The sequence below is a fragment of the Pectobacterium zantedeschiae genome (genome assembly GCF_004137795.1).
In the GTDB taxonomy this organism is placed as follows: domain Bacteria; phylum Pseudomonadota; class Gammaproteobacteria; order Enterobacterales; family Enterobacteriaceae; genus Pectobacterium; species Pectobacterium zantedeschiae.
In genome coordinates, this window is the sequence record NZ_NWTM01000003.1 from 239,700 (window position 1) to 264,734 (window position 25,035).

At 49.4% G+C, this 25,035-nt stretch carries 22 protein-coding genes; 9 read left to right on the forward strand and 13 right to left on the reverse strand.

All coding sequences use genetic code 11. The annotated features are described in order from the left end of the window. Nucleotides 1–95 precede the first annotated feature (95 nt). Complete coding sequence (locus CLR69_RS18340) at nt 96–515, forward strand: winged helix-turn-helix transcriptional regulator (protein WP_129707543.1); 420 nt, start codon at nt 96–98, stop codon at nt 513–515. A gap of 115 nt (nt 516–630) precedes the next feature. Here the strand turns inward: CLR69_RS18340 and pgaD are convergent, their stop codons facing one another. From pgaD to pgaA, 4 genes are read right to left on the reverse strand one after another with little or no spacing between them, the layout of a single operon-like run. Next, entirely contained in the window at nt 631–1,053 is a 423-nt protein-coding gene (gene pgaD / locus CLR69_RS18345; protein ID WP_129712920.1) for a poly-beta-1,6-N-acetyl-D-glucosamine biosynthesis protein PgaD, read from the reverse strand. Nucleotides 1,054–1,056: 3 nt separating this feature from the next. Then, nucleotides 1,057–2,385 (reverse strand): poly-beta-1,6-N-acetyl-D-glucosamine synthase, encoded by a 1,329-nt coding sequence (gene pgaC, locus CLR69_RS18350; protein WP_129712919.1) that lies wholly within the window; start codon nt 2,383–2,385, stop codon nt 1,057–1,059. After that, on the reverse strand, nt 2,382–4,397 hold the full coding sequence (gene pgaB / locus CLR69_RS18355) for a poly-beta-1,6-N-acetyl-D-glucosamine N-deacetylase PgaB (protein ID WP_129712918.1): 2,016 nt from the start codon (nt 4,395–4,397) through the stop codon (nt 2,382–2,384). Before pgaB ends, pgaC begins: the two co-directional genes overlap by 4 nt. An 11-nt stretch (nt 4,398–4,408) precedes the next feature. Then, nucleotides 4,409–6,871, reverse strand: coding sequence for a poly-beta-1,6 N-acetyl-D-glucosamine export porin PgaA (gene pgaA, locus CLR69_RS18360; protein ID WP_129712917.1), 2,463 nt, complete (start codon nt 6,869–6,871; stop codon nt 4,409–4,411). A gap of 218 nt (nt 6,872–7,089) precedes the next feature. Here pgaA and CLR69_RS18365 point away from each other — a divergent pair, with 218 nt between their 5' ends. From CLR69_RS18365 to CLR69_RS18375, 3 genes are all read left to right on the forward strand, one after another. Beyond that, nucleotides 7,090–7,959, forward strand: a complete 870-nt coding sequence (locus CLR69_RS18365) for a BrxR family helix-turn-helix transcriptional regulator (RefSeq protein ID WP_242451659.1) — start codon at nt 7,090–7,092, stop codon at nt 7,957–7,959. Nucleotides 7,960–8,152: 193 nt separating this feature from the next. Beyond that, a complete protein-coding gene (locus CLR69_RS18370) occupies nt 8,153–9,613 on the forward strand; it encodes a GGDEF domain-containing protein (RefSeq protein ID WP_129712915.1) in 1,461 nt (486 codons plus the stop codon). Nucleotides 9,614–9,699: 86 nt separating this feature from the next. Next, entirely contained in the window at nt 9,700–11,202 is a 1,503-nt protein-coding gene (locus CLR69_RS18375) for an MFS transporter (RefSeq protein ID WP_129712914.1), read from the forward strand. Between the two features lie 100 nt (nt 11,203–11,302). Here the strand turns inward: CLR69_RS18375 and CLR69_RS18380 are convergent, their stop codons facing one another. The 3 genes from CLR69_RS18380 to CLR69_RS18390 are packed head-to-tail and all read right to left on the reverse strand — an operon-like array spanning nt 11,303 to nt 13,008. Then, complete coding sequence (locus CLR69_RS18380) at nt 11,303–11,962, reverse strand: DUF799 domain-containing protein (protein WP_129707559.1); 660 nt, start codon at nt 11,960–11,962, stop codon at nt 11,303–11,305. Next, nucleotides 11,959–12,318 carry a DUF4810 domain-containing protein gene (locus CLR69_RS18385; protein ID WP_129712913.1) on the reverse strand — a complete coding sequence of 120 codons (360 nt, stop codon included), beginning with the start codon at nt 12,316–12,318 and terminating at the stop codon, nt 11,959–11,961. Before CLR69_RS18385 ends, CLR69_RS18380 begins: the two co-directional genes overlap by 4 nt. A gap of 18 nt (nt 12,319–12,336) precedes the next feature. Next, nucleotides 12,337–13,008 (reverse strand): CsgG/HfaB family protein, encoded by a 672-nt coding sequence (locus tag CLR69_RS18390; RefSeq protein WP_010302426.1) that lies wholly within the window; start codon nt 13,006–13,008, stop codon nt 12,337–12,339. Nucleotides 13,009–13,436: 428 nt separating this feature from the next. On the opposite strand from CLR69_RS18390, the gene aegA reads away from it, so the two are divergent. The 3 genes from aegA to CLR69_RS18405 all read left to right on the forward strand — a co-directional run bounded on the left by aegA (nt 13,437) and on the right by CLR69_RS18405 (nt 16,911). Next, a complete protein-coding gene (aegA, locus tag CLR69_RS18395; RefSeq protein WP_129712912.1) occupies nt 13,437–15,461 on the forward strand; it encodes a formate-dependent uric acid utilization protein AegA in 2,025 nt (674 codons plus the stop codon). Next, the gene (locus CLR69_RS18400; protein WP_129712911.1) at nt 15,458–15,979 is read left to right on the forward strand and encodes a 4Fe-4S binding protein; all 522 of its coding nucleotides are present in this window, start codon (nt 15,458–15,460) and stop codon (nt 15,977–15,979) included. Before aegA ends, CLR69_RS18400 begins: the two co-directional genes overlap by 4 nt. A 188-nt stretch (nt 15,980–16,167) precedes the next feature. After that, complete coding sequence (locus tag CLR69_RS18405; protein WP_129712910.1) at nt 16,168–16,911, forward strand: 4'-phosphopantetheinyl transferase family protein; 744 nt, start codon at nt 16,168–16,170, stop codon at nt 16,909–16,911. A gap of 56 nt (nt 16,912–16,967) precedes the next feature. On the opposite strand, the gene CLR69_RS18410 is transcribed toward CLR69_RS18405, so the two are convergent. Then, nucleotides 16,968–18,305 (reverse strand): NCS2 family permease, encoded by a 1,338-nt coding sequence (locus tag CLR69_RS18410; protein WP_129707571.1) that lies wholly within the window; start codon nt 18,303–18,305, stop codon nt 16,968–16,970. 353 nt (nt 18,306–18,658) lie between these two features. Here CLR69_RS18410 and yieH point away from each other — a divergent pair, with 353 nt between their 5' ends. Next, on the forward strand, nt 18,659–19,324 hold the full coding sequence (gene yieH / locus CLR69_RS18415; protein WP_129712909.1) for a 6-phosphogluconate phosphatase: 666 nt from the start codon (nt 18,659–18,661) through the stop codon (nt 19,322–19,324). A 31-nt stretch (nt 19,325–19,355) separates the two neighbouring features. Here yieH and CLR69_RS18420 read toward each other — a convergent pair whose 3' ends face one another. The 5 genes from CLR69_RS18420 to CLR69_RS18440 form a co-directional block, all read right to left on the reverse strand. Then, entirely contained in the window at nt 19,356–20,084 is a 729-nt protein-coding gene (locus CLR69_RS18420) for an amino acid ABC transporter permease (RefSeq protein ID WP_129707575.1), read from the reverse strand. A gap of 1 nt (nt 20,085) precedes the next feature. After that, nucleotides 20,086–20,829 (reverse strand): amino acid ABC transporter permease, encoded by a 744-nt coding sequence (locus tag CLR69_RS18425; protein ID WP_129712908.1) that lies wholly within the window; start codon nt 20,827–20,829, stop codon nt 20,086–20,088. 94 nt (nt 20,830–20,923) lie between these two features. Beyond that, entirely contained in the window at nt 20,924–21,760 is an 837-nt protein-coding gene (locus CLR69_RS18430) for an ABC transporter substrate-binding protein (RefSeq protein WP_129712907.1), read from the reverse strand. A gap of 124 nt (nt 21,761–21,884) precedes the next feature. Next, nucleotides 21,885–22,880, reverse strand: coding sequence for a VirK/YbjX family protein (locus CLR69_RS18435; RefSeq protein WP_131534993.1), 996 nt, complete (start codon nt 22,878–22,880; stop codon nt 21,885–21,887). Nucleotides 22,881–23,133: 253 nt separating this feature from the next. After that, nucleotides 23,134–24,318 (reverse strand): benzoate/H(+) symporter BenE family transporter, encoded by a 1,185-nt coding sequence (locus tag CLR69_RS18440; RefSeq protein ID WP_129712905.1) that lies wholly within the window; start codon nt 24,316–24,318, stop codon nt 23,134–23,136. A gap of 93 nt (nt 24,319–24,411) precedes the next feature. On the opposite strand from CLR69_RS18440, the gene CLR69_RS18445 reads away from it, so the two are divergent. Further along, nucleotides 24,412–24,978 (forward strand): helix-turn-helix domain-containing protein, encoded by a 567-nt coding sequence (locus CLR69_RS18445; RefSeq protein ID WP_129712904.1) that lies wholly within the window; start codon nt 24,412–24,414, stop codon nt 24,976–24,978. Nucleotides 24,979–25,035: the final 57 nt, after the last annotated feature.

Genomic DNA, 25,035 nt, shown 5'->3' on the forward strand with positions numbered 1-25,035 from the left:
CTGTCTTTTGTTAACCATCTTTTATTAACAAGAACTGACTGGCATAATATCGACAAAGCTAACTTTAAGTAAGTACATACATAAAGGTAAGTATAGTGAGTCCCCCCAAAACACCCATAGATTTATTACCGCCCATACTGCCACCCGGCGATGTCTTAGCCGAGAAATGCCCGTCTCGTCAGATACTTAATCACGTGACCAGCCGCTGGGGCGTACTGATTCTCATTGCATTACTTGATGATACGCATCGCTTCAGTCAACTGCGCCGACGGATTGGCGGCGTGAGTGAACGCATGCTGGCGCAGACCCTGCAATGGCTGGAGAGTGATGGTTTTGTCCTGCGAACAGCCTATCCGGTTGTCCCACCGCATGTTGAGTATAGCCTGACGCCATTAGGCAAAGAGGTTGGCAAGCGGGTAAAAGAGTTAGCGGTGTGGATTGAAGGGAATTTGGGTGACATTCTGGCGGCGCAGCAATCAGGTGAAGAACCGTCAGGTAAACTACACGCCTCCTGAGCCACAGTCCTTGTCGGGAAGAGGCGAACCTGGAAAACAGGCGGTGATATCAGAGAGAATGACTTTCCCACTCTCGTCATCAACCGCCATCAAACTAAAATCCGCCTTCAGTTGGTCACAACGATACGTTGTCGATACCAATAATTCTTCCGTGCTCACTATGCCAAACACGCTGGATCTTATTACGACTCAATTCCTGAACCAATCCATCTGACAAAGAAAAACTTCTGGCAACGTGCTTGGCGTCTAGCGCATCAGTTCGCATTCTTTGCTCTTTTCTGGAACGATAGCGATATTGTTCCAGTTTCCCCCAGGCAATTAAGAGCGTCGCATTTACCAGGAATATGCATAAATGTATCGATATAATCCAACCCTCTGAGGTAAAGAAAAACGCTTCGGAAACATAGTCATTCAAAAAAGTGTCGATAAACACCTCAGAAAATAACCAAATAAATATTCCCCATCCACATAGTGTCAGGAAAGAATCGATAAAGACTGGCAACCAACGTCTTTCAGAAATAATTAAAGGTGAATGCATAATTTATCCTCTTTCGATACCACGATCGGGGCTTTCCCAACGAGCGCGTTTTTTACGAAAACGCAGCATGACTTTTGGAAAACTTACCAGGCTGGTACACAGGCTCAACGTCCAATACACCATGGGATACCAAATGACCCAGAACAGATATTTGCCAATATCTTTCTCATAACGCCGCTCGATCAGCATACTGACCGCAAACTGGATTAAACAAACAACGCCTATCATCATGCCGGTAAATGCGGGAGGAAAGAGCGTTTCTACCCGAATTCCCTCTGGCAGGGTTATGAAAAAACCCAATAAATACAATAAGACGCTCATGGCATAGGTGAAGGCCCATAATATCGAAATAGAATATTCGAGGAACAGCGGCCACATTCTGCGATAGCGCCATGACCATAAATGACGGACGTTTTTTAAAAAGACCTCGGCACCGCCTTGCGCCCAACGTAGCCGCTGTTTCCACAAACCAGATAGTTTTTCCGGCATCAGAATCCAACACAACGCTCTTGGCTCAAAAAATATCGTCCAATTGCGCAATTGAAGCTTCCAGCTAATATCGATATCTTCCGTGATCATATCAGGGCTCCAGTAGCCAACTTCGGCTAGTGCACTGCGACGAAAAGCGGCAATAACGCCAGAAACCGTAAAAACTTTGCCATAAACGCGCTGTGTGCGTTTGATCAAGCCAATAATTGAGGAGAACTCGCCAACCTGAATGCGGCCAATCAGCGTCGAACGCGTCCTTATCCTTGGGTTTCCCGTTACTGCGCCAACCCGCGGATTATTGATTAACGGATTAACCAAATAAGCGACAGCATCGGGATCGAGAAGTGCGTCTCCATCAATACACACCAGCAGATCGCTCTTGGCCGCAGCACACGCAGCTTGAAGCGCCAACGCCTTACCCTGATTATGCGCAAGATGAATGACTCGAAGTTTGTCATATTGGCCTGCCAACCGATCGAGCTCATCTCCCGTGCTATCATTGGAACCATCATTCACCGCAATCACTTCGATATGGGTATAACGTTGTGCTAACGCTGCTTCAATCGTTTCACACACGTTAGGCCCTTCGTTATAACAAGGAATCAGGATCGAAACTAACGGGCGCCCGGTTGGTTCATCCGGTGCCACTCCTTCTCCCCAGCGCCAATGCCGTTCATAGTGAAACCAGAAATACAGCCCTCCCGTTATCCATAGCCCAGACATAAACAAAGGCCAGAAAAAGGTAAAGTTAAGAGCGACATCTCCCGTAAGGGAGAACATCACGCCAAAAGGGATGCCGAGCATCAAACATAATATTAAGAAAGCTAGGATTCGTTCTATCATGGCAGTGGATACCATTCTGGTGAAATCATAGGACGGATGCTTTTCAATTCAGGTGAATTATTCAGAAAATCATCCGGATAATAACCGTAATTTTGCGCACCATTCAGTTGCAACACGGTCATCCATTTAACCAATTGTTCGGTGTCTAACCACGGTTCTCCCGGAACACGCCAATCCCTTGCCTGAAGTTCAAATACCGTTTTATTCAGCGCACCGGGGCGGCGAGCCACTTCTTGTACCAACTTCTGTAGCCACGCATCACTGTCCCTGGGCGCGATGTTTTCCATCAATGGCATCGCCATAGGGGCAACCCAATCATAAGCGGCAAGGAAGTCATCCAGATTTTGGGAAAACCACGCTTCACTTTCCGGTTCAATCATCGGTAATGCGAAAATGTTGCGCGCAGTTTGGACTTGCGGGCCACGGATCTCATGCACGCGAGCGGCCAGTTCGAGCGTAAAGTCCGTTAACGCTTTACTCTTAAACCGCGTCCAACGAGCAGTAAGCTGGGGGTCACGACGGATATTGGCAATCGAGCTGGGGAATCCCGCCTTTTGATATGCTTGCATGGCCGGATGGCTTGCATCCTCATCATCGGCAAGTACGGCATCATCATGGAATAAGATGCCACCAAACATGGTGTAGGCAGAAAGATCCTCATAAATATCAGCAATTCGTCTTCTGGCCTCCGAATCCCATAACGATAAACGTTTGTATTGGCTGTGGTTGACACTACATTGCCCGCTTTCACTGTCAATCCGCTCAACGCGCTGCAACGTCTCATCATCCATATCAAAGGCCAGTACCGGCATCCAGGCATAAACGCGAACAAGCGCCCGCGAGGCCAATTGCCAGGCCACATGATTGAAGAGGTCTTCTCGGACGGGCATCCAACGATTAGGGAAATAGAGTGACTGCACATTGCCATCACCGTTCGGATCGGAGAAAGCCTGAAGATAAACGGTATTAATACGCAAATCGGCAATGCGTTGAATTAATGCATCCACATTACGAGACTGCTGGGCTTTATCGGTGTCATAAACATAATCCAGATCGATATGTGCGACCCGTATCACCTCAGGTTCCCGAACATAGCTGACCAACAGCGCGAACTGCTGCACATCTGGATTATTGTTAATCAGTATCCGGGGGACATTATACGGTGAGTCAGCCGAAGCAGGCCCATTTCCAAGCGTTAGTGCTAGCTGATAGCCGCGCTGCTTAACAATGTTTAGCGCGTCCCCACTTACCGCACCATAGGGCCACACCCAAACCCGAGGCTTTTTCCCCGTCGCGTCAGCAATTCTTTCCGTAATGAGGTCCGCATCATATGCAAAACGTTCACGATACTCACCCCGCGTTTCGTATCGCTTACTCTCAGGGAAATAGTAGCGAGTGACGGCGGCAGGCTCCATATTCCCCTGCGGGTTTGCCTGAATCCCATTATGTAAGTCGTAAGTATGTGCCCCAATTTCTACCAGGCCGGATTGTGCCATTTCACTGACTTGCTGCCAGGTAAGGAAATGGTTGCGGGGTATTTGAACACCACTAAAATCCACTGGCTGATCTTCTGGCGTATCCAGCCAGCGCCCTACGGGTGCCAGTACAGCTGGCCAACCATAGGATTTAAGGAGAGGGTAAACACGGTGATAAAAACTGCTGTAACCATCATCAAATGTCAGCAACACCGCCCTGTCCGGTAGCGGTTTCCCCCCAGAACCAGCAGCCAGAATGTCATCAACGGATACCGGGTGGTAACCATTTTCTCTCAGCCAGGCAAAGTGTTCATTCAGTGCACTGGTTCGCACCGCCATGAAACGCTGATCGGCACCATCATCTGCAACATCGTGATAGGCAATAACAATATATTGATTAGCCTTCCAGGCCTGTTCTTTGACCAAAACAGGACGTTCTGCTGGCGAGCTATATTTCACGTCAACGGAATGTGCACAGGCGGTGATCATTAACACCCCCAACGTCATCACAAAGTTTCGTAGTCGTATGAATGACATCACCTTTCTCCTCAAAACCGATAATTCAAATCAAAAGACAGTGACACGTTCTGCTCCCGCTTGCCGTCGTAAGGCCGCTTATCCCACTGGGCGCTCACCCCCACATCCAGTACGTCATTCCACCGTACTCTTTGCCCGTATCCGAGCGTGGTGATAGCCCCTGCGGATTCGCCTTTTTGCCAGTAACGCCCTACACCAGCATTCACTTCCTGATGCCACTCCGTCTGATAATGTCGGTAAAGCAAATGATCGAGGGTGAAGGCGGGTAGCACAGCCACATAATTCCGCGGGTTGTAATAAGAAACGGCCTGCTTGCTGTTGGACCCCAAACTGATCGACGGAGTGAAATCCAGAATTAAAAACGGCGATGAAAAGACTCGCTCTTGCGCACTCAGCGCATATTCCTGACGTCTGTTGCCATCAGAAAACCATCCGTTCGACAGATCTGCTTGCCATGAACGTCGTTCGCTTTGACGCCAGCGTACATAGCCCCCACCGCCATTCGCCGTTACGTCATTTTTAAGTGCTCGTAGCGGCGTGCTGCGCATTAGCCGTTCAGCACTAAGGCCGACACGCCAAAAGTCATTAATGTCATGTCGATAAGAAAGACGTGCGCCGATATCAGAGCCAAATCCAAAATTCCGATGTGAAAACTCAGCCTCAGCCCAATTATCACGGTCGGTAAACTCCGCGCCGCCGCGTATAGTGCGATGGATAGCCCGTCCTTCAGTAAAATCACTTTGATTAAAAGCCCCCCCAGAGAACACTCGCCAATGGTCGGCAAACGGCGGGCTGTAGAGCACGGCATCAATATCCGTGTCATTCATTCCCTTGACTGGACTGTCAGACTTGAGGCCCTGAGTACCTGAAATACGCAGCTCCGCCATGTGATGAACCTGACGCAACCGCGATAATCGTTTCACAGAGAAATCATCTGGGTAGCGAGCCATGGTATCGTCAGTCAACTGATCAAGCTGACGCCATTCCTGCAATTCCAATGCAGTGAGCCCTTGATGAGTTTCCACCCCGAACGATCTTGGTTCCAACAACTCAGCGCGTTTTAATAACACTTCGGCACGACGCGGCCATCCCCTGTTTAGATAAACCTGCGCCAAACTTATGTTCAGCTCTTGGTTTCCTGGCCCACTAAAGGCCAGACTTTCCGCCAACCGTTGTGCAGCCGGAAGATCGTTATGGGAAATCAGCGACTGTATTCGCAGGTGTTTGATGTCAACCCAATCGTCGTTAGGTATGGCGGTTGGTAAACCATAAACACGTTTCTTATAAGGCGTTTTTTCTTCAGCCTGAACTGACAACTGGGCTGCCTGTTCAACTTTCTCATTCTCCAGGATGCTGTAGAAAAAATCGCCTTTTCGCACTATCTGAGAGCGCAGAGAAGGGTCTTCTTGTATTACCGAACTGAGAATTTGCTCTGCTTTTTCTGGCTGCTTCAGATAGAGATAGGCAGAAGCCACCCAGGCTCGTGCATAGCTGGGAATCTCCCCCTCTTTGAGGAGTGATTGATATTCCGAAATAATTTCTTCCATGCGATAGCGGACGAGCAATGCACCTAGCCGATCAATTCGAGCGTAGCGATAGCTGGTTTTTGCAGAAGGCAGCGTTCGCCATTGCTTCATCAAGCGGTCATAACGAGCCAAGGCGCGATCCGCCACAACGAATCGTTCGTTTTCCGTTGTGGACGTGATAAATGAAAGGCGAACTAACTCAGCCGCTGCCTCCAGCTCTCGCTGGCGTTGCTTTTCATCCGTCTGGATACCGTAGGGCTTGCCATTTTCCAGAGCTTTTAATGCAGGTGCGCTAATCTTATTGTTGGAAAGAATATCGCTATAGTCATAAAGCAGCGCTTTATCCTGCGGTGCATGACGCATGGCCTGCATGATAGAAAAGAGGGAATCAGTATGCATTCCCGCAATTCGTTGCACCCACGCTAATTCACGCCAGTGGTTTGCCGTTGGCTCACGCTTAACACGAGACCCGGCAAGTTCCAGTGCTCTTTTTGTCTGTCCGGCATCGGCGAGGGTGAGTATCAAACCACTACGAGCATCGTCATCTCGTGGAGAACGTTGCAAAACCCGGCTCCATAATTCCACTGACGACTGCCACTGCCGGAGATTACGGTAAGACTTGGCTGCCGCTCTCAACGCAGGGTCAGGTAGTGACATCGAGGGTGAATAGGTTTTCCAAATTCGGACTACTTCTGCATCATTTCCCGCCCAACCGTTAATTAGCAGCCAGTCAGTCACCTCGGCGGCGGTCAGTACGCGATTTCTGGATTGCCCATCAAGCCACGACGTGGCAGGGGAAATATCACCCTGCCGGGCGTTGATAATTAAGGTGTCATAATGAGATTCTGCCGCCGCTACGCCACCAGAAACGGAAAAATAAACCAATGATTTAAGTAATTTAAATAATATTGGATTGAGTCTGCTTGAATGGAAATTAACAAAACTCATCGCTGAATCTCCCCACCAGTGATGACAGAGTGACATTCAAATACATCGTTGAACGCTGGTTTCATGAGTTAGCACCTCTAATCGAGTCTAAACGCGGCATGCAGCTATCCCTCCCGTGATTCAAAGTCAGAGATAGACGCTAAGGCCAGTTTGGCGCATAATAATGCATATAGTTTTTTTATCAATATAATTTTTATACGCATATGACTAAGACTTCAGTGGCAGGTTCAGATCAAGTAGCTAAAGGACGCAGTTGGGGACTGGAACGTCGACTGCAATTCATCGACTTTCGGTTACGGTGGAGTGGGCACATAAATCGTACAGATCTAACGTCTTTTTTTGGGCTATCGATCCCTCAGGCGTCGCTCGACATCGCTAAATATATTGAGATCGCCCCCCATAATCTGGTCTACGATCGGCGAACCAAAACTTACACGGCGACGCCAACATTTTCTGCGGTCTACCCACAGAATTCAGCCCAGCGCTACTTAGCAGAGTTATTGGCAATGAAGACGGGGGTACTGGAAGCGGATGCCAGTTTCATTGAATCTGCTCCAGAAGTGTGCTGGGTTCATATCCCGCTCGATATCTACAATGAACAGGTTGTTGAAGTCATTGTCAGAGCGATTCGTGAAAAAAGAGCAGTGAGCATCTGCTATCAATCCTCATCATCAATGGATCACTCACCACGGCTCATTTCCCCACACGCTTTAGGCAATGATGGATTACGATGGCGAGTACGCGCCTACTGCCATGTTAAGCAGCAGTTTAATGACTTCATTCTTACGCGAATCCTCAATATTGAAGGCAGAGAAGCCTCGACAATCGATCCCACTAGCGATTATTCATGGCATACTCATGTTCAATTAATTTTGAAGGCTAATGACAAACTGCCTCAGGCACATCAGCGCGCATTGGAGCTAGAATATGGTATGACCAATGGAGAGTTGAATTTATCCTGCCGCCTGGCATGTTTACATGAAACTCTCGGACGATTCCACATCAGCCTAACGGATGAAAATAAAGAACAAAATCAATTTTTTATACTAAAAAACAAGAAAGACGTTCAGGCTTTTCTGGGGGCATGACCCCCACACCATCACTGCTGTTAATGTGTCTATGGGATAAGAATGTGCAAGGCCATGGTTAAGCGAATTGCATATTTATTTCACTTTTCATCGTTGCATCATAATTATCATAAAATGATGTAAGATAAGGGGGTATTAGGTGTGGTTATGATACAAAATTGATCCAGGCCAAATAGGTTAACCGGGAAAAAAAATGAAAATTCGCGCATATGAATTATTAGTTATTTTCATTTCAACCTTAATTATAAGTTACTTAGGTTTATCTTTTCGGTTACTTGACGACACCTCTCTATTCTGGCCAGCAGATATTCTATTATTTTGCTTTCTCATACGTTATCGCAGTCGGGATAAAAGCATAAAAAACAAATTATTACATAGCGTTATTTTATGCATAGTTGGATTCTTGGGTATACTGTTCCCAGCTACTTATCTTGAAAGCAATCAATCATTTTTTGAAAAAATAATCCATAGTACGATCAGTTTAGTTTTTTGTATTACCGCATGGATTACATTCATAGTATTTTCAAGAATAAAGGGAAATACATATAATAAATTAAGTAAAAATTACATTTTCTTTATATTCATTTCTATTTTTATAGGTTCGATTTTTTCAGCCATATCTTATGGTCTATATCTACTTTCTACAAGCAGCGATGAGAAAATATTTATTCTCTCAAGAAAATGGTTTAGCGAAGAACTCAGTTCTGGTGTCATTTTCGTTTTTTTATTTCTAAAGGCAATAAAAAACATAAAGAATGTTTTTTCGGTATCAAAGCATTCAATTAGAAAACCATCATTTATCTTTTACTATATCATTATTATTATTTTTTGCATCGCCTACTTAAATATCACATTAAGTGTATTAGCAATACTACCATTGATCTACCTCTCCTTATCTCATTCATTTAACAAAATAATTATTATTTGTGCTGCAACTGGTATGGCACTGAATTATATTTATATAAAAAGATTAATAGATGTTCATGATAAAATAGATAAAGACTATTTATTTGAACTGTCTTATTTATTTCAAATAAACACATCATTCATTATAATAAGTGTAATAATCGCATCATCATTTATTAATAAATATAAAAAAAACATAAAGCGAATAGAATTAATAAGTAACCATGATGCACTGACTGGTATGTTAAATAGACGATCACTCAATCAACATCTGAAAAATATCGTTAACTCCACGCGAGGTGGAGAAAATAGAGTGATGTCTTTATTTATACTTGATATTGATCACTTCAAAAAAGTTAATGACACCTATGGGCATGCTGTCGGCGATAATGTCATCAAAGAATTTGCTGCAACCCTTAAGCAGTATACTCGGCCTCAGGACCTGCTATGCCGATGGGGAGGAGAAGAATTCTTAATAATCGTCCAGGGTCTCTCTGTAACTGAGTGCTTAGATATAGCTGAGAGAATTCGCTTTATTATAGAGAACTCCTCACTAACGATTTCGGATGGTCGCACCGTTCGATATACGACCAGTATAGGTGTAAGTTTTTTTCATCTGGAAAGAATTGAAGATTTTCATGACGCGTTTAAAGAAGCGGATAAATTGTTGTACAACGCAAAAGAACAGGGACGCAATCGCGTAAATTCAAGCGCTGATGTAAATTCGGTAACAAAACCAATAGCATGAAAATACCTTTTATTAAAAGGGAAAACCTATATCATCGGAACGCTATTCACAGATGAAAAATGAAAGATCAAGGTAGAGATTCTGCTATGCAATCACCAAAGAAGTGGCTCATTTTGGCCATTGTTTCCAGCGCACTATTCCTGATTGTTATCGACATGACGGTGCTGTACACCGCGCTCCCAACACTGACTCATGATTTGCACGCCTCTGCATCCGATAAGCTATGGATCGTTAATATCTATGCGCTGATTGCCTCTGGCTTGCTGCTGGGGATGGGCACCTTGGGTGATAAGCTGGGTCATAAACCTTTATTTATTGCCGGGCTGGTGGTCTTTGGTGCAGCATCATTGTTTGCCGCCTATTCGCCCACCCCCGGTATGCTTATCGCCGCTCGCGCTCTACTGGCGGTTGGTGCAGCGATGATGATGCCCGCCACGCTATCGATTATTCGTCTGACCTTCACCGATGAACGGGAACGCGCATTGGCGATTGGTATCTGGGCGGCGGTAGCATCCGGTGGCGCGGCGTTTGGCCCCGTCATGGGCGGAATACTGCTTGAGTACTTCTGGTGGGGGTCGGTTTTCCTCATTAATGTACCGGTCGTACTGCTTGCGCTCATCATGGGAATCACCGTGATCCCACATCGGCCGGGTAACGCTTCACACCGCTGGGACTTCATCGGCTCTCTATTAATTATGGTGGGTCTGATTGGTGTCACCTATGCCATAAAAGAGCTGGGCAAACGGATTCCTTCTTATGAAGATGCGCTAATCGCACTGCTGATCGGCGTGGCGTTTATCACGCTGTTCGTTCGGCGACAGCGTAACAGCGAGCATCCTTTAGTCGATTTTTCCCTCTTTCGCCTACGGCCTTTCAGCGCTGCCGTGGCTGCGGCCATCGTGGCTGCCGCCGCACTGATCGGTATGGAACTGGCTTTCACACAGCGGCTACAGCTGGTTGTCGGACTATCCCCGCTACAGGCCGGATTGTTTATTTTACCGCTGTCGCTGGCTTCCTTTATCTCCGGCCCATTAACCGGAAAGATATTGCCACGCGTGAATAGTGGAACAATGCTAGCCGCTGGCCTGTTGATTTCGGGGCTGGGGATGGGAAGCTATCTGCTGCTGCACAACGCCTCTATCATCATACAAGTTATCAGCCTAACGGTGATTGGCGCAGGTGTGGGTTCGACCATGACTGCCGCATCAAGCACGATTATGCAGGTTGCGCCTGCTGAAAAGGCGGGTATGGCAGCGTCAATCGAAGAAGTGTCCTATGAGTTGGGGGGCGCGACGGGTGTGACGCTGATGGGCAGTTTGCTATCTTTCGCTTATTCCGCAACATTTATACTGCCCGTCGGATTTTCCGCACCGGATACCGCCTATGACAGCCTGGACGAGGCATTAATTTTTGCCGAATCCTTGCCGGAAAATATGCAGCGTATTCTCACCGCACAAGCACATTCCGCCTTTGATTCTGGATTTTCGGCCGTGCTGGCAACCGCAACGCTAATCCTATTGCTGACCTCCGCCTTCGTCTGGACAACGCGTCATAATAAACAGCAGCGTAATCAGGCCGCAGATGCATAACACCACGGACACACCCGCTAAAGGCAAAAAAAACGCCGTTCAATAGCGAACGGCGTTGATGATTTGGCTACGGTAATTTAGCCTGATACAGCATCATAACTCAGTAGGTTTCTTTACCGTACTGTAGTGAGCGAGGCCCGTACAGCATACCGCGTGCGTGACCTGCCGCCAGCAGACGTGCGCTAGTCACACCCGCAACATCGTGGCCTTTATCGGAGATCGTGTCCGCGATTTGATTCACAGCAGCCTGCACCAGAATACCGATGATGCCACCGTTAGCATTTGACTGCTGCTCGTTGCTGGAAGCCGTTGCACTTCCGCTCCACAGCAGTTTACCTGTACGCAGATCAACCAGACGTGCATCCGCAGAAACGCGGGTTTCGCTATTAATCACGATGTATGACGTGCCGTACTCTTTCACGTCCAAATACAGCGCAGCATCAGCGCCAAAGATTTGATGCAGCTTTGCCGTACTCAACGCATGGATATCCGACGCGGCAGATAAACCATTCTGTTTGAACGTTTCATCCACTACCGCAACAGGCAATACGTAATAACCTGATTCTGCCAGCGGGTAGGTGACTTGTGAAAGCAGGCTGTAGCTTGCTTTCACATCAGGAGAATGGTTAACCGGCGGTAAGACCAGAATAGACTTAGGCTTGCTTTGCTTAAATGACGTGTAGTCATAAGGTACGGGTTTAGCACAGCCAGTCAGCACAAGCGCAAAAACCAGACCACATAATCCTAAGAAACGATTCATTTAATATTCCCTTTATTTTTACTCAACAGGAAGTCCATGAAAGGTGCTGATTCAGGGAATTTCGCTTTTTCAGTTTCAAACTGTTGGCGAGCTTCACTATCACGGCCAGTGTTGGCGTACAGCAACCCAAGTTGAGCATAGAGTCCCGGCGGGACTGGTTTATTTGCGGCTTTCGCTTTTTCGATCGATTCATTCAGAGCAAGGATCTGTTGTTCTGGACCGACTTTATCTTGTTGATAATAATCATAAAGTGCAGGCTGATATTTGTCCCAGCTGTAAATCGTTTTCGGCGCGGACGCGCAGCCAGCCAGTACCGCTACTGCCAATAGCAGGGTAACTTTCTTATGAGATAACATTGTTATATTCCTATTCCATTAGTTCGCTGGGCGCCAGGCACCGCTTTCAATTCCTGCAACCAGATTATTGACGGCTTCACGAATAGCCAAATCCAGAACTTTACCGTTCAGTGTCGAGTCATAGCTGGCTGTGCCACCAAACCCGATAATTTCACGGTTGGACAACGTGTATTCGCCCGCACCTTGTACGGAATACACCACTTCAGACGTTTGAACGTTCACCACATTCAACGTGGTTTTTGCGTAAGCAACCTGTGTTTTACCGCGGCCAAGGATGCCCCACAGCTGATGGTCACCGACTTCTTTGCGACCAAACTCAGTCACATCACCGGTAATCACATAGCTCGCGCCTTTCAGCGTCTGCGTTTGTCCTTTAATACCGGCTTCCGCTTTCAGCTCTTCCATATTGGTGCGATCCAACACATTAAAGCGGCCGCTCTGCTGGAGATGGCTAACAAGAATGGTCTTGGATTGATTACCTAAACGGTCGACACCATCAGAAAAAATACCGTTCATATAGTTAGAGCGGTTTTCAAATTTTCCGATGGAAATCGGGCTGCGAACCCCCTGATAAGGCGTACTGTAAGAAGTGACTTTTTGTGCTTCTACGGTACGAGAAGACTCTGTGGCACATCCGCTCAATAACGCAGCTGACATGAACACAGAACAAAGAACGACTTTTTTATTCATAACACTATCCCTTAGTGACAATCCATTAACTCTGAGCAAAGCCCTGTTATTGATTCATAATGAAAATGCCGTGAAAACACCACTTAGCTACAACACTGTTTTGCTGCATTTAAATAGCGCTCGATATTATGAGGGGCGTAAGGAAAAGTAACGAGTTATTTCATGGTGAAATTAACAAAAATAATCGGAAATCAGAATTTTTACCCGAGATAAGACACGGTAAACCAGATAAAAAACAAGGTTATATGCAACTATGCCATTACTTTCACATAACATCACAACTCACTGAAACGATTCAATAATTTTATTAATAACCTGCACGAAATTTAACATTAACCGACTTTTTACCTGCTCTATATCAAGGTCAACGTGTTATCCAGCTATTAGGATAAAGACCATGATCGAGTGATCCAGGGTGGGAAAAGGTAATGAACCGATTTGTTATTGCCAGTACTCAAGACTGTATGGGGTGCCATGCATGTGAAATCGCCTGTGTAATTTCACACAATGACGAACAATATCCAGATAGCACCGCGGTGTTTCAGCCCAGAATCAAGGCGTTCAATACGCCGACACTGCGGGCTGCCGTGACATGTCGCCACTGTGAAGATGCACCCTGTGCCAGCGTGTGCCCAACGCAGGCCTTGATCAGAAAAGACAATAGCATTCAGCTCGTTCAGGAAAAGTGTATCGGCTGTAAAAGCTGTGTACTGGCTTGTCCATTCGGCGCAATGTCCATGGTGGCAACTCCCACAGACAACAGCACCGTTGCCCATAAATGTGACCTCTGCGCCGATCGCCCAGAAGGGCAAGCGTGTGTAGAAGCCTGCCCAACTCAGGCATTGCAATTAGTCAGTGAACACACGTTAGCGGCTCGTCGCCAGGAGAAACAACAGGCGATGGCGCTGCGATCCTCTGCGCACTGGCAGCGTGAAACACCTGTGCTGAAAGCGCTGACGGCCAATCCGCTTAGCAAAAGAAAAAACTGGCCGCGCCGGGATGCCGAGAAAAAACCGCTGATCCAAAGAACCTCCACGTTTGATGAAATCTATCATGGCTTCACCACGCAGCAGACGGAAGATCAAGCTGACCGCTGCCTCTCCTGCGGCAAACGGGCAATCTGCGAGTGGACCTGCCCGTTGCATAACAATATCCCCGAACTACTGAGTCTGGCGAAACAGGGGCGCATTCTTGAAGCCGTAGAGCTATCGCACCAAACCAGCAGCCTGCCAGAAATCTGTGGCCGGGTGTGTCCCCAGGATCGGCTATGCGAAGGAGCCTGTACGCTGGGTAAAGAGTACGGGGCCATCACCATCGGTAACGTTGAGCGCTACATTACCGATACCGCAATGGCTATGGGGTGGTCACCTGATATGACGAGAGTCGTTCCCAGCGGAAAGCGCGCAGCGATCGTCGGCGCAGGCCCGGCTGGGTTAGCCTGTGCCGATGTGCTGGCACGCAACGGCGTGCAGGCCGTCGTGTTCGATCGCCACCCGGAAATTGGTGGATTGCTCACATTCGGCATTCCGTCGTTCAAGCTGGATAAAGAAGTGCTGATTCATCGCCGTGAAGTGTTCAGCACCATGGGAATCGAATTCCAGCTAAATACCGAAGTAGGGAAAGATATTTCTCTGGCTCAGCTTCTGGATGACTATGACACCGTTTTCCTCGGTGTAGGCACCTACCGCTCGATGAAAGCTAACATTGATAATGAAGATGCCCCTGGCGTCTTCGATGCGCTTCCCTTCCTGATTGCCAATACCAAACACGTTATGGGGCTACCTGAATTAGACGATGAACCCTATATCTCGATGGCGGGAAAACGCGTTGTAGTACTCGGCGGTGGAGATACCGCGATGGACTGCCTGCGCACGTCCGTCCGCCAAGGTGCGATATCCGTAACCTGCGCCTATCGCCGCGATGAAGCCAACATGCCAGGCTCGAAAAAAGAGGTTAAAAACTCCCGCGAAGAGGGCGTGGAGTTCATGTTTAACGTTCAGCCACAAAAAATCTGCCTTAATGAACAGGGCGAAGTATGTGGCATCAGCCTGGTTCGCACTGAATTGGGCGAACCGGATGCCAGCGGCCGTCGTCGTCCGCGCCCTATTCCTGATTCTGAATTCATTCAGCCTGCGGAAGCCGTGATAACCGCATTCGGCTTTCAGTCACACAGTATGCCGTGGCTGGAAGACGCCGATGTTGGTCTGGATAACTGGGGATATATCACTGCCCCTCTTGATGGTCAGATGCCTTGTCAGACTAATCATCCGCGTATTTTTGCTGGTGGCGATGCCGTGCGCGGTGCCGATCTGGTGGTGACCGCTATTGCCGACGGGCGCAAAGCCGCATTGGGTATGATTGCGACAATGGGGCTGACTGCCGTCACGGGCGCCATCCCCGCTAATCCGCAGCGTCCCGAGATGAATGCAACTCGCGAGGAGCTACGCTCATGAATCAATTTGTTATTGCCGAAGCAGAAAAATGTATCGGTTGCCGGACCTGTGAGATAGCCTGCGCGGTAGCCCATAGCGGTGGTCAAAGTGCGCAACTGAAACCTTCTCACTTCTTTCCCCGCCTGAAGGTCGTCAAAAGCGCCAGCATCAGCGTTCCCGTTCTTTGCCGCCAGTGTGAGAATGCACCCTGTGCCAGCGTATGCCCGAATGATGCACTGGTACGCGATCGGGATAGCATTCAGGTTATCCAGTCCCGCTGCATCGGCTGCAAAAGCTGCGTCGTCGCCTGTCCCTTCGGTGCCATCAATGTGGTGACAAAAGCCTCAAATGACGAAGGGGAAGCGCTCCTCGCACAAAGCGAAGTCCACAAATGTGATTTGTGCGTGGATGTGGCCCAGAGCCCTTCCTGCGTCAGCGTATGCCCGACATCAGCGTTACGGTTAGTGACAGCAGATGATCTGCGTAAACAGACGTTAGAAAAACAGCGGCGTTCAGCGTTGGGGTGGCCGAGCCATTAAAACAGACTGGAATGTGGCGGACAGGGAAAGATCGCCACAAAAGCACGATGTAGGAAATTCGTTGCGCCTAATTAATAATTATCGCCGATTTATCCATCGATTTTTCTTTAGATCACATATTAGTCTGATAATATGCATTGGTAATGCCTGATAGGTTCCCATCTTTTATCACGATCACGGAGTGAACAATGACCTGCCATTTTGTCAGGTGGACAAGCACGGAAGCGCTTCCTGACTTACAAAGACTGCCCGATAGGCTTATCTCATCAACACAGGGTTTTTCAACCAAACGCCGCGAGCGTTATCTGAAAAGCCGCGTGCTGCTGGCTGAGATGATGTTCTATTTCTTCGGCTATCCACTATTGCCCACGCTGCTGGAGTCCCCTGAAGGACGCCCTTATTTTGCCGATCCTAATATGCCCAATTTCAGCATCGGCTATGCAGGCAATACCATCGCCATCCTCCTGAGTGAAGAAGGAAGCGTGGGTATGGATATCGAAATCGTTCATGTCAGGCCAACGAATCAGGTCGTCCCACAAATGCAGGCGCAGACGCAGGCCGAACAGGCGTGGATCGATGCTCAGCGCGATCCGTTAGAAGCGGCAACGCAACTCTGCACCATCCGCCAGTCACTGATGAAAATCCCTGGCGTAAACAGCCATCCTCCCAATCATCTGAAACTCCACCCCGCCTCTGGCAGACTGCGTTCAACCAACATCCCCGCAGTAGAAGTGATGAGCGATGTTGATGATTATCTTGCATGGGCCTGCGCCCACGTCCCCACACTTAATCGATTGATCATGTGGAAATACACATCAGCATCGGGAATGAGAAAATCAGGGGAAATTCTACAGCAGCAGCGCCAGTCTGTACGCTATATGAAATTAACCAGCCATACGCTAGAAAAAGCCGCCTCTACCGCTTCACAATAGCCAGCCGCCGCATAGCCTGCTGAGGCTCCGGGAAAAACCCGGAGCCACGAACAATATTAATGCCCGTCGATAAACACAATTTTCAGCAGGAACAGCAGCGCAACCACAACCACGCAAGGGCTGATTTCACGCCAGCGACCCGTCGCCAACTTCATCACACAGTAAGAAATAAAGCCCAGCGCGATCCCTTCAGTAATAGAGAAACTGAACGGCATCATCACTGCGGTAATAAAGGCCGGAACGGCTTCCGTCAAATCATCCCACTTCACACGTGCCAGGCTGGACGTCATCAATACGCCCACATAAATCAGTGCACCAGCGGCCGCATAGGCTGGCACCATACCCGCCAGCGGTGACAGGAAGATGACCAGCAGGAACAGCAGACCCACAACCACAGCGGTCAGGCCGGTACGTCCACCCACGGATACGCCAGAAGAGCTTTCAATATACGCCGTAACGGATGATGTCCCGATAAACGAACCCGCCACAGAGCTGATGCTATCAACATACAGCGCTTGTTTCATACGCGGGAACTTACCGCGAGCATCCACCAGACCTGCTTTGTCCGTCACACCGATCAGCGTACCGGAGGAGTCAAACAGGTTAACCAGCATGAAGGAGAAGATAATGCCGGACATCCCAAGATTCAGCGCTCCCGCCAGATCAACCTGACCCACCACAGACGTTACGCTCGGCGGCATAGAGAACACACCGGAGAAGGTCACATCGCCCAGCAGTAGGCCGATTGAGGTGGTCACGACGATGGAAATCAGTACCGCAGCATGAATATTACGTGAAGCCAGCGCCACAATGATGAAAAAGCCCAGAGCCCCCAACAGCACGCTGTGTGATGTCAGGTTACCAATTGTCACCAGCGTTTCAGGGTTAGGAACGATAATGCCTGCGTTTTTCAGGCCCATCATGGCAATGAACAGCCCGATACCGCTGGCAATACCCAGACGCAGACTAAGCGGGATATTGGCAATCATCCAATAGCGAATCTGGAAGATGGTCAGCAACAGGAAACCGATTGCGCCCCAGAAAATAGCGCCCATCGCAACCTGCCATGGCAGCCCCATCGCACCCACGACAACAAAAGCGAAAAACGCATTCAGCCCCATTGCCGGAGCCAGCGCTACAGGCAGGTTAGCCAGCAGCCCCATCAAAATACTGCCGAATGCCGCAATCAGACAGGTGGTCACAAAGACCGCTTTGGTATCCATCCCCGCAGCGCCCAGAATCTGCGGGTTAACAAAAACGATGTAGACCATCGTTAAAAACGTCGTGAAACCGGCAATCGTTTCCGTACGTGCTGTCGTGCCGTGCTGCTTAAGTTTAAACACGCGCTCCAGCAGGCCCTGCTCGGTAGCAAGACCGGGTTGTGATTTATTCATTAGTACCAATCCAAAGAAGGGAATAACTGTCGTCGGGTATCCTATAACAAAACGATACTTTTTTACGTTGATCCCACGTTTTTTTTCATCGAATAAGAAAAGCCTATTAACCTCATGGCTATTACGCCGAAATCCCTCGGTTGAAACTCCTTAATTTTCTGCAAGATTGCCGTGAAAATAGCTTTATAGGTCGCAATATTGGGTCAATTGGTTAAAGTAAGGAACGTCTCCTCATTCTGATCGTTTAAGAACCGAGATACTGGGGAAACACGGTGCTAGGTGTCCCTACGGGAACCTCATCACCGTGTTTCCCCTAAAGCTATACTTAAATATTTCATCGATAAGGATTGGTCATGCCCCGTATTGAATGCGTCTTCTTCGACTGTGATGGCACGCTGGTTGATAGCGAAGTGCTGTGTTGCCAGGCTTATGTGAATATCTTTATCCCTTATGGGGTGAACTTATCGCTGGAGGAGGTGATAAAAACCTACAAGGGCGTGAAGCTGTACGAGATTATTGCCCGCATCAGCCAGCAGCATGGCTTAACCGTATCGGTAGAAGATGCAGAGCGCCATTTCCGGCAGGAGGTGAAACGTCTATTCGATGAATTCCTGCAACCTATTGAAGGTGCGCGCGAGTTAGTGCAGTCCATCACCGTCCCGATGGCCGTGGTTTCCAACGGTCCGGTCAGTAAGATGCAGCATTCGCTTGGCCTGACGCACATGCTCGATCTTTTTGGTGACCATCTCTACAGCGGCTACGATCTGAAAAAATGGAAGCCCGATCCAGCAGTGCTGTATCACGCAGCCGAGCAGTTACAGCTTCCTATTGAACACTGCATTCTGGTTGAAGATTCCGCCGCTGGCGTACAGGCGGGTATCGCCGCAGGAATTCCGGTGTTCTATTACTGCGCCGATCCCCACAATCAGCCGATCCATCACCCGCTGGTCACGATGTTCGACGACATGCGCGAACTGCCGCAGATCTGGCGCGAAAAAGGCTGGAATATCACCGCGTAGGAGTAAAGTAGTAAACATCAGAAAGCCAGCGTCAAGCTGGTTTATTCCGCCACCACAGTAGACGGCGCTTCGGCTGTTTTTCCTGCTGGCTAAAACGGGCGTTAACCCCATTCGCCAGCAGTTCCAGCGACAGGCAAAACACAAAGTAGACCAGCGCGACAAACAGAAAAACCTCCATCGGGTAGACCATGCTGCGGTTATTGACCTGCGTAGCGAGAAACGTCAGTTCGCCAACCCCGACAATGTAGGCCAATGAGGTATCTTTAATCAGGGAAATCCACTGGTTAATGAAGGAAGGCACCATCATTCGCAGCGCCTGCGGCAGCACGATCTGCCATAGCACCTGCCAGCGACTTAACCCCAACGATAGCCCAGCCTGCCACTGGCCGCGCCCGATGGCGACAATACCGGCCTTCACGCCATGCGCCAGATACGCCGAAGCGATCAGCGCCAGTGCACACACCACGGTAGTGATTTCAGGGATATCGACGCCAAAAACGATCGGCAGCAGGAAGTACGTCCAGAAAATCAGCATGATGACGGGAATCGCCCGGAAGAACCCCAGCACCATCGCCAACAGCGCGCTCCATACGCCTCGCGACATCGCCAGCGCCACGCCCAATATCGTCCCCAAAACGGCAGACGCGATGCCCGCCAGCAGGCTCATCACCAGCGTTAACGCCGCGCCACCTAGCGGGCCATCGGGGAATGTGCCCCACATCAAATAGCCGATATTATCGGTGATAACGGTAAAATCCATCTCAATGCCTCTCCGCCAGACCACGCTGCTGACGCCACATGCCCCAGCCTTCCATTACGGCAATAATCACGATGTACAACACCGTCGCCACGCCAAACGCCTGAAACGTGCGTAAGGTTTCCGTCTCTACCTGACGCGACGCGTAAGACAATTCAGCGACGCCAATCGCCATCGTCAACGACGAGTTCTTGACGATATTCATGTACTGCCCAAGCAGCGGCGGCAAAGCAATTTTTAGCGCCTGCGGCAGCACCACGTAGCGCATGGATTGAAAGCCTGTTAACCCCAGAGCATGCGCGGCATACTTCTGCCCGCGCGCCACGCCGCGGATACCGGAACGGATCTCCTCCGCAATAAAAGCGCTGGAATAAAGTGTCAACCCAGCCAAGCCCGCCAAAAACTCAAAAGAAGGCCACGCTAACGTCGTGCCCAGCAGAGAAATGGAATGAGGAGTATTCAGCCATTGCATCATCTCTGAGGGAAACAGTTGCCCAGCACCGAAATACCAGAAAAACAGCTGCACCAGCAACGGCGTATTACGAAATAGCGAGCTATACGCGACAACAACGCCACGCAGCACATGAATCTGACTGTCTCTTGCCGCCGCTAGCAGAAAACCTAGCACCGTAGACAGAACGATCGCACCGAGGGAAATACCCAGCGTAATCAGAAAACCGTGCCACAGCCAGATGAGATATTGAGGAGCCAACAGCCATGACTCAAGCGATTGCAGCGCCGTATCCATGCGTTTTATCTCTCTTTGTCATTATTACGAGGTACAAATAGAAATGCCCTCTGCATGCAGAGGGCTAAGATCATAGCACTGAAGGCATCAGCAATCAGGATTTAGGCTGCTGATCCAGCGGGGCAAAGGTGAAGTCGCCGCGCGGTTGGGATGATTTCGTGCTCGGCCCGAACCAGCGATCGTAGATCGTTTTCGCTTCGCCCTGCTTCTCCAGGTTAATCAACGTGTCGTTAATTTTCGCCGTCAGGCGCTCTTCGCCCTTCGGAATCCCGACGCCCTGATACTCTTTGGTAATGCTGAACGGAGAAATTTCGAACTCGGCCTTCTGTGCATCAGGTACGTTAGCCAGCAGGCCGACCAGCTTGGCGTCATCCTGCGTGATGGCCTGAACATTGCCGTTACGCAGCGCGGCAAAAGCCAGCGGCGTATCGTCGTAGGAAATCACTTTGGCGGTAGGGTAATGCTCACGCAGGGTAATTTCCTGCACGGTGCCTTTATCCGCGCCGATACGCAGCGTTTTGATGTCGTCCGGCGTTTTCAGCACGTCTTTACGGGCGATGAATTTTTGTCCAGTCGCAAAATAAGGAATACTAAAGTTAACCTGCTTGGCGCGCTCATCAGTAATGGTGAAGTTCGCGGCAATCAGATCGACTTTCTGCGAGCTTAACAACGGAATACGGTTAGCGGGGTTGGTCGCACGCAATTCAACCTTCACGCCCAACGCCTTACCAATCGCCTCGGCGATATCCACGTCATAACCCACCAGCTTTTTGCTCTGCGGATCGACATAGCCAAACGGCGGATTACTGTCGAAGACAGCAATTTTCACTACGCCCGCCTTCTGAATATCATCCAGTTTATCTGCCTGTGCAGCACCAGAAACGGAAGCCAATCCAGCTAACAAAGTCACTGTCAAAATCTGCTTTTTCATTCCCTGCCCCTTAATTATTGCTGTATTAGCAGCAGGCTATCAGCAGGGTGAAAACGCGGGAAATAACATAAAAAGCTATAATATAACCTTATGTTACTTCGCTATTCTGGCAGATTATCCTGACTCAGGTACGACTAAATAGATTGATAGAAAGCGGCAGACTACCAGCGAGTACGCCATTTATCTGACAGGCTACCTCATCAAAGAGCGCATAGCGGCGGCGATATTCTGACCGTTTGCGGCTAGGAATCTCCTGCTCAGACTTTCTCGGGATAGATAATGGCAGCGCAATGTTGCCATCAGGCAGTTGTTGACCGCCGTGGGCGAAAAGGAAAGCATTGTAGTCGGCCAGAAAAACATGGCGTTTTCTACTGCGATAGCGCCAGTGTTTATAGATATGCGTTTCGTTGCTGACCGCAATAACGTGTGCCAGATTAAGGCTACGGGCCAGGTTAAGCAGGCCTTCCAGAAGAATACGCTTGGGAAAAAGACTATGGCAATCTCGCGTCGCGCCCTGAATAACGTGATGCGCCGTTTGTGCATCCGGCCCCTGGATCCCACCGACAAACAGGCTCATTTCACCTTCAATGCGCAGGATTGAGAACGTCATCTGTGCCAGCACATGCTCGCTGCTCTCAAACTGTAGGGAGAGCTCTCCTTCCTTACACATTTGATCATTAGTCATCAGGCGAAGCGTGTAATTTTCACCGCTTTTCCCCTGAAAACTGGCCAGAACGTTACCACCTTCGTTCTGGCTATATAACAAACGCTGGCGGTGTAATGGCTGCGATTGAATAAAGCGGTAATGATCCATTAAAGCCGAACAGGTTTGATGTGTCGGTAGCGACGCCATCAGGTAGGGGCGCTGGAGCTTACTGTACAGCTGATTTCCGTTACGTTGAAAAATATCCTGTACGGGATAATTAACGATAAAGCCAAGCCATTTCATGGTCAGCAGCGGATGAAGCATCACTCGGGCGCTATATTTTATACGCCAGCGAACGCTCTCCCAGCTCCGATCCGGCTTATGTTTACCCGTTGCTAATGCCAGCAACAGGGAAAATGCTGTACGAAACTGGGTCTGCGTACTGCCAAATGATTGTGTCGAGGTAATATGCATGAATGTCACCATGATTAAGATGACGAAATCGTAGCGGGACATTCATCAATGAAACTAAAATCGCGGCACCTAAAAAACAGCGTTCTCTTATTTGTTGAGGATTAATTTAAGATCGGCGCTCGCCTAATGGCGATCGTTTAGCATAGAGATACACGGGGCGACCACAGGGGTGAGGCCCCGCTGCGGGAACCTCCCCCTGTGTTTCCCCTAACAACGGGCTTAAGTGGCCAGTTCGCCTGTTTTCCTGATGAAATCAGCGTGACGCCGCTTTTCCCCCAGACAGCACCAACCAGGTCATCATTCCCCCGATCAGTCCCCAAAACGCCGCACCAATGCCCCACAGCGTCAACCCAGAGGCGGTGATCAGAAAAGTCACGGCCGCAGCATCGCGCTGTTTCTCATCCAACAAGGCGCGATACAGGCTACCTGAAATCGTGCTGAGCAGAGCCAAACCAGCGATAGCATGAATCAGCGGCTGCGGTAGCGCCGTAAAAAGCTGCCCAATAGATCCGCCAAAAACGCCCGCCAGCAGATAAAACCCACCCGCAGCGACGGCAGCAAGATAACGTTTCTTCGGATCGGGGTGTACATCCGACCCCATACAGATCGCGGCGGTAATTGCGGCGATACACACGGAAAACCCGCCAAACGGCGTCAATATTAAGGCGATTAATGCGGTAACGGTAATCAACGGTGATACGGGAACCTGATAGCCAGCCGCTTTCAATGTGGCAACGCCGGGCGCGTTTTGCGACGCCATGGTGACAATGAAAAACGGAATACCAACACCCAGCAGAGACGCCCACGAAAAATGCGGCGTAATAAATTCCGGTACGGTAAACACCAGCGGCGTATCAGAAACCACAATTTGCCCACGCAATAACGCCAGCAACAGGCCAGCGAGCAGCGTTAACACAATGGCAAAACGAGGGATCAGTCGACGACTGAGCAAGTAAGTCGCACACATCGCGAAAACGAGCCAGAAATCCTGTTGCAGAGAGAGAAATGCATCCGCGCCAAAACGCAGCAGAATCCCCGCCAGCATCGCGGCAGAAATAGCCTGCGGAATCACATTCATCAGGCGGGCAAACAGACCCGTGATCCCGCAGATAAAGATAAGCGCAGAGGCAAACAGGAACACACCAATCGCCTCATTGAGCGACGTACCCGGCAGGCTGGTGACCAGCAGCGCCGCCCCCGGTGTTGACCACGCTGCCAGTATCGGGGCGCGGTAATACAGCGACAGGCTAATAGAAGCCAGCCCTTGAGCAATCCCTAACATGGTTAACCAGCCGCCGATTTGTACTGCACTCGCCCCCGCCGCTTCCGCTGCCTGAAAAATGATAGCGGCCGAGCTGGTGTACCCCACCAGCACCGCAACAAAACCGGTGATGAGAGTCGAAAAGGTGACATCTTTTAGCGCAAATGCTGCTGGCATGGTATAGCATCCCACTCTTATCGTGCGCTATAACGCACAGAAAGCGTTAACATAGCAGCGTGCGCTATAACGCACAAGCGGGAGCCTGCATTGATGTCTGATGAACTAACCAGCCGCATTGGCGATACATTAAAAGCATTAAGGCAAGGGAAAGGCTGGAGCCTCACGCGGGCAGCAGCAGCAACAGGGGTGAGCAAAGCGATGCTGGGCCAGATCGAGCGTGGCGAATCCAGCCCGACGGTTGCTACCCTATGGAAAATTGCGACGGGTATGAATGTCGCATTCTCTACCTTTATTGAACCGACGCTCGCGGATGAAGACGTGACGTATCGCTCAGGGACAGGTTCAACATTCAGGGAAAACAAGGCGGGAATGTACGTTGTGCCACTCTTCCCCTTCGATGAAAAGCTGCGTTTTGATGTGTTGGTTATTGAACTGGCAGCCGGAGCCAGTAGCACCTCATCACCGCACGAAAGCGGGGTGATCGAGCATATTATTGTGCTGGAAGGCCGGTTGGAGATTACCGTTGATGGGCAGACTCGCTTATTATCCGCTGGTGATGCCCTGCGCTTTGTTGCTGACAGAGAACACCGCTATCACAACCCTACCGATACCACCGTGCGCTTCCACGATTTGATTCACTATCCTGATAAAAACTAAATCGTGATAAAAAATAACGCCCTGCAAGCAGGGCGTCAGCGTGATAAACCGAAGAAC

Coding starts and splice junctions, on each gene's coding strand:
- pgaD (WP_129712920.1), bottom strand. CDS start 1,053: ATGCATTCACCTTTAATTATTTCTGAAAGACGTTGGTTGCCAGTCTTT.
- pgaC (WP_129712919.1), bottom strand. CDS start 2,385: ATGATAGAACGAATCCTAGCTTTCTTAATATTATGTTTGATGCTCGGC.
- pgaB (WP_129712918.1), bottom strand. CDS start 4,397: ATGTCATTCATACGACTACGAAACTTTGTGATGACGTTGGGGGTGTTA.
- pgaA (WP_129712917.1), bottom strand. CDS start 6,871: ATGAGTTTTGTTAATTTCCATTCAAGCAGACTCAATCCAATATTATTT.
- CLR69_RS18370 (WP_129712915.1), top strand. CDS start 8,153: ATGAAAATTCGCGCATATGAATTATTAGTTATTTTCATTTCAACCTTA.
- CLR69_RS18375 (WP_129712914.1), top strand. CDS start 9,700: ATGCAATCACCAAAGAAGTGGCTCATTTTGGCCATTGTTTCCAGCGCA.
- CLR69_RS18380 (WP_129707559.1), bottom strand. CDS start 11,962: ATGAATCGTTTCTTAGGATTATGTGGTCTGGTTTTTGCGCTTGTGCTG.
- CLR69_RS18385 (WP_129712913.1), bottom strand. CDS start 12,318: ATGTTATCTCATAAGAAAGTTACCCTGCTATTGGCAGTAGCGGTACTG.
- CLR69_RS18390 (WP_010302426.1), bottom strand. CDS start 13,008: ATGAATAAAAAAGTCGTTCTTTGTTCTGTGTTCATGTCAGCTGCGTTA.
- aegA (WP_129712912.1), top strand. CDS start 13,437: ATGAACCGATTTGTTATTGCCAGTACTCAAGACTGTATGGGGTGCCAT.
- CLR69_RS18400 (WP_129712911.1), top strand. CDS start 15,458: ATGAATCAATTTGTTATTGCCGAAGCAGAAAAATGTATCGGTTGCCGG.
- CLR69_RS18405 (WP_129712910.1), top strand. CDS start 16,168: ATGACCTGCCATTTTGTCAGGTGGACAAGCACGGAAGCGCTTCCTGAC.
- CLR69_RS18410 (WP_129707571.1), bottom strand. CDS start 18,305: ATGAATAAATCACAACCCGGTCTTGCTACCGAGCAGGGCCTGCTGGAG.
- yieH (WP_129712909.1), top strand. CDS start 18,659: ATGCCCCGTATTGAATGCGTCTTCTTCGACTGTGATGGCACGCTGGTT.
- CLR69_RS18420 (WP_129707575.1), bottom strand. CDS start 20,084: ATGGATTTTACCGTTATCACCGATAATATCGGCTATTTGATGTGGGGC.
- CLR69_RS18425 (WP_129712908.1), bottom strand. CDS start 20,829: ATGGATACGGCGCTGCAATCGCTTGAGTCATGGCTGTTGGCTCCTCAA.
- CLR69_RS18430 (WP_129712907.1), bottom strand. CDS start 21,760: ATGAAAAAGCAGATTTTGACAGTGACTTTGTTAGCTGGATTGGCTTCC.
- CLR69_RS18435 (WP_131534993.1), bottom strand. CDS start 22,880: ATGCATATTACCTCGACACAATCATTTGGCAGTACGCAGACCCAGTTT.
- CLR69_RS18440 (WP_129712905.1), bottom strand. CDS start 24,318: ATGCCAGCAGCATTTGCGCTAAAAGATGTCACCTTTTCGACTCTCATC.
- CLR69_RS18445 (WP_129712904.1), top strand. CDS start 24,412: ATGTCTGATGAACTAACCAGCCGCATTGGCGATACATTAAAAGCATTA.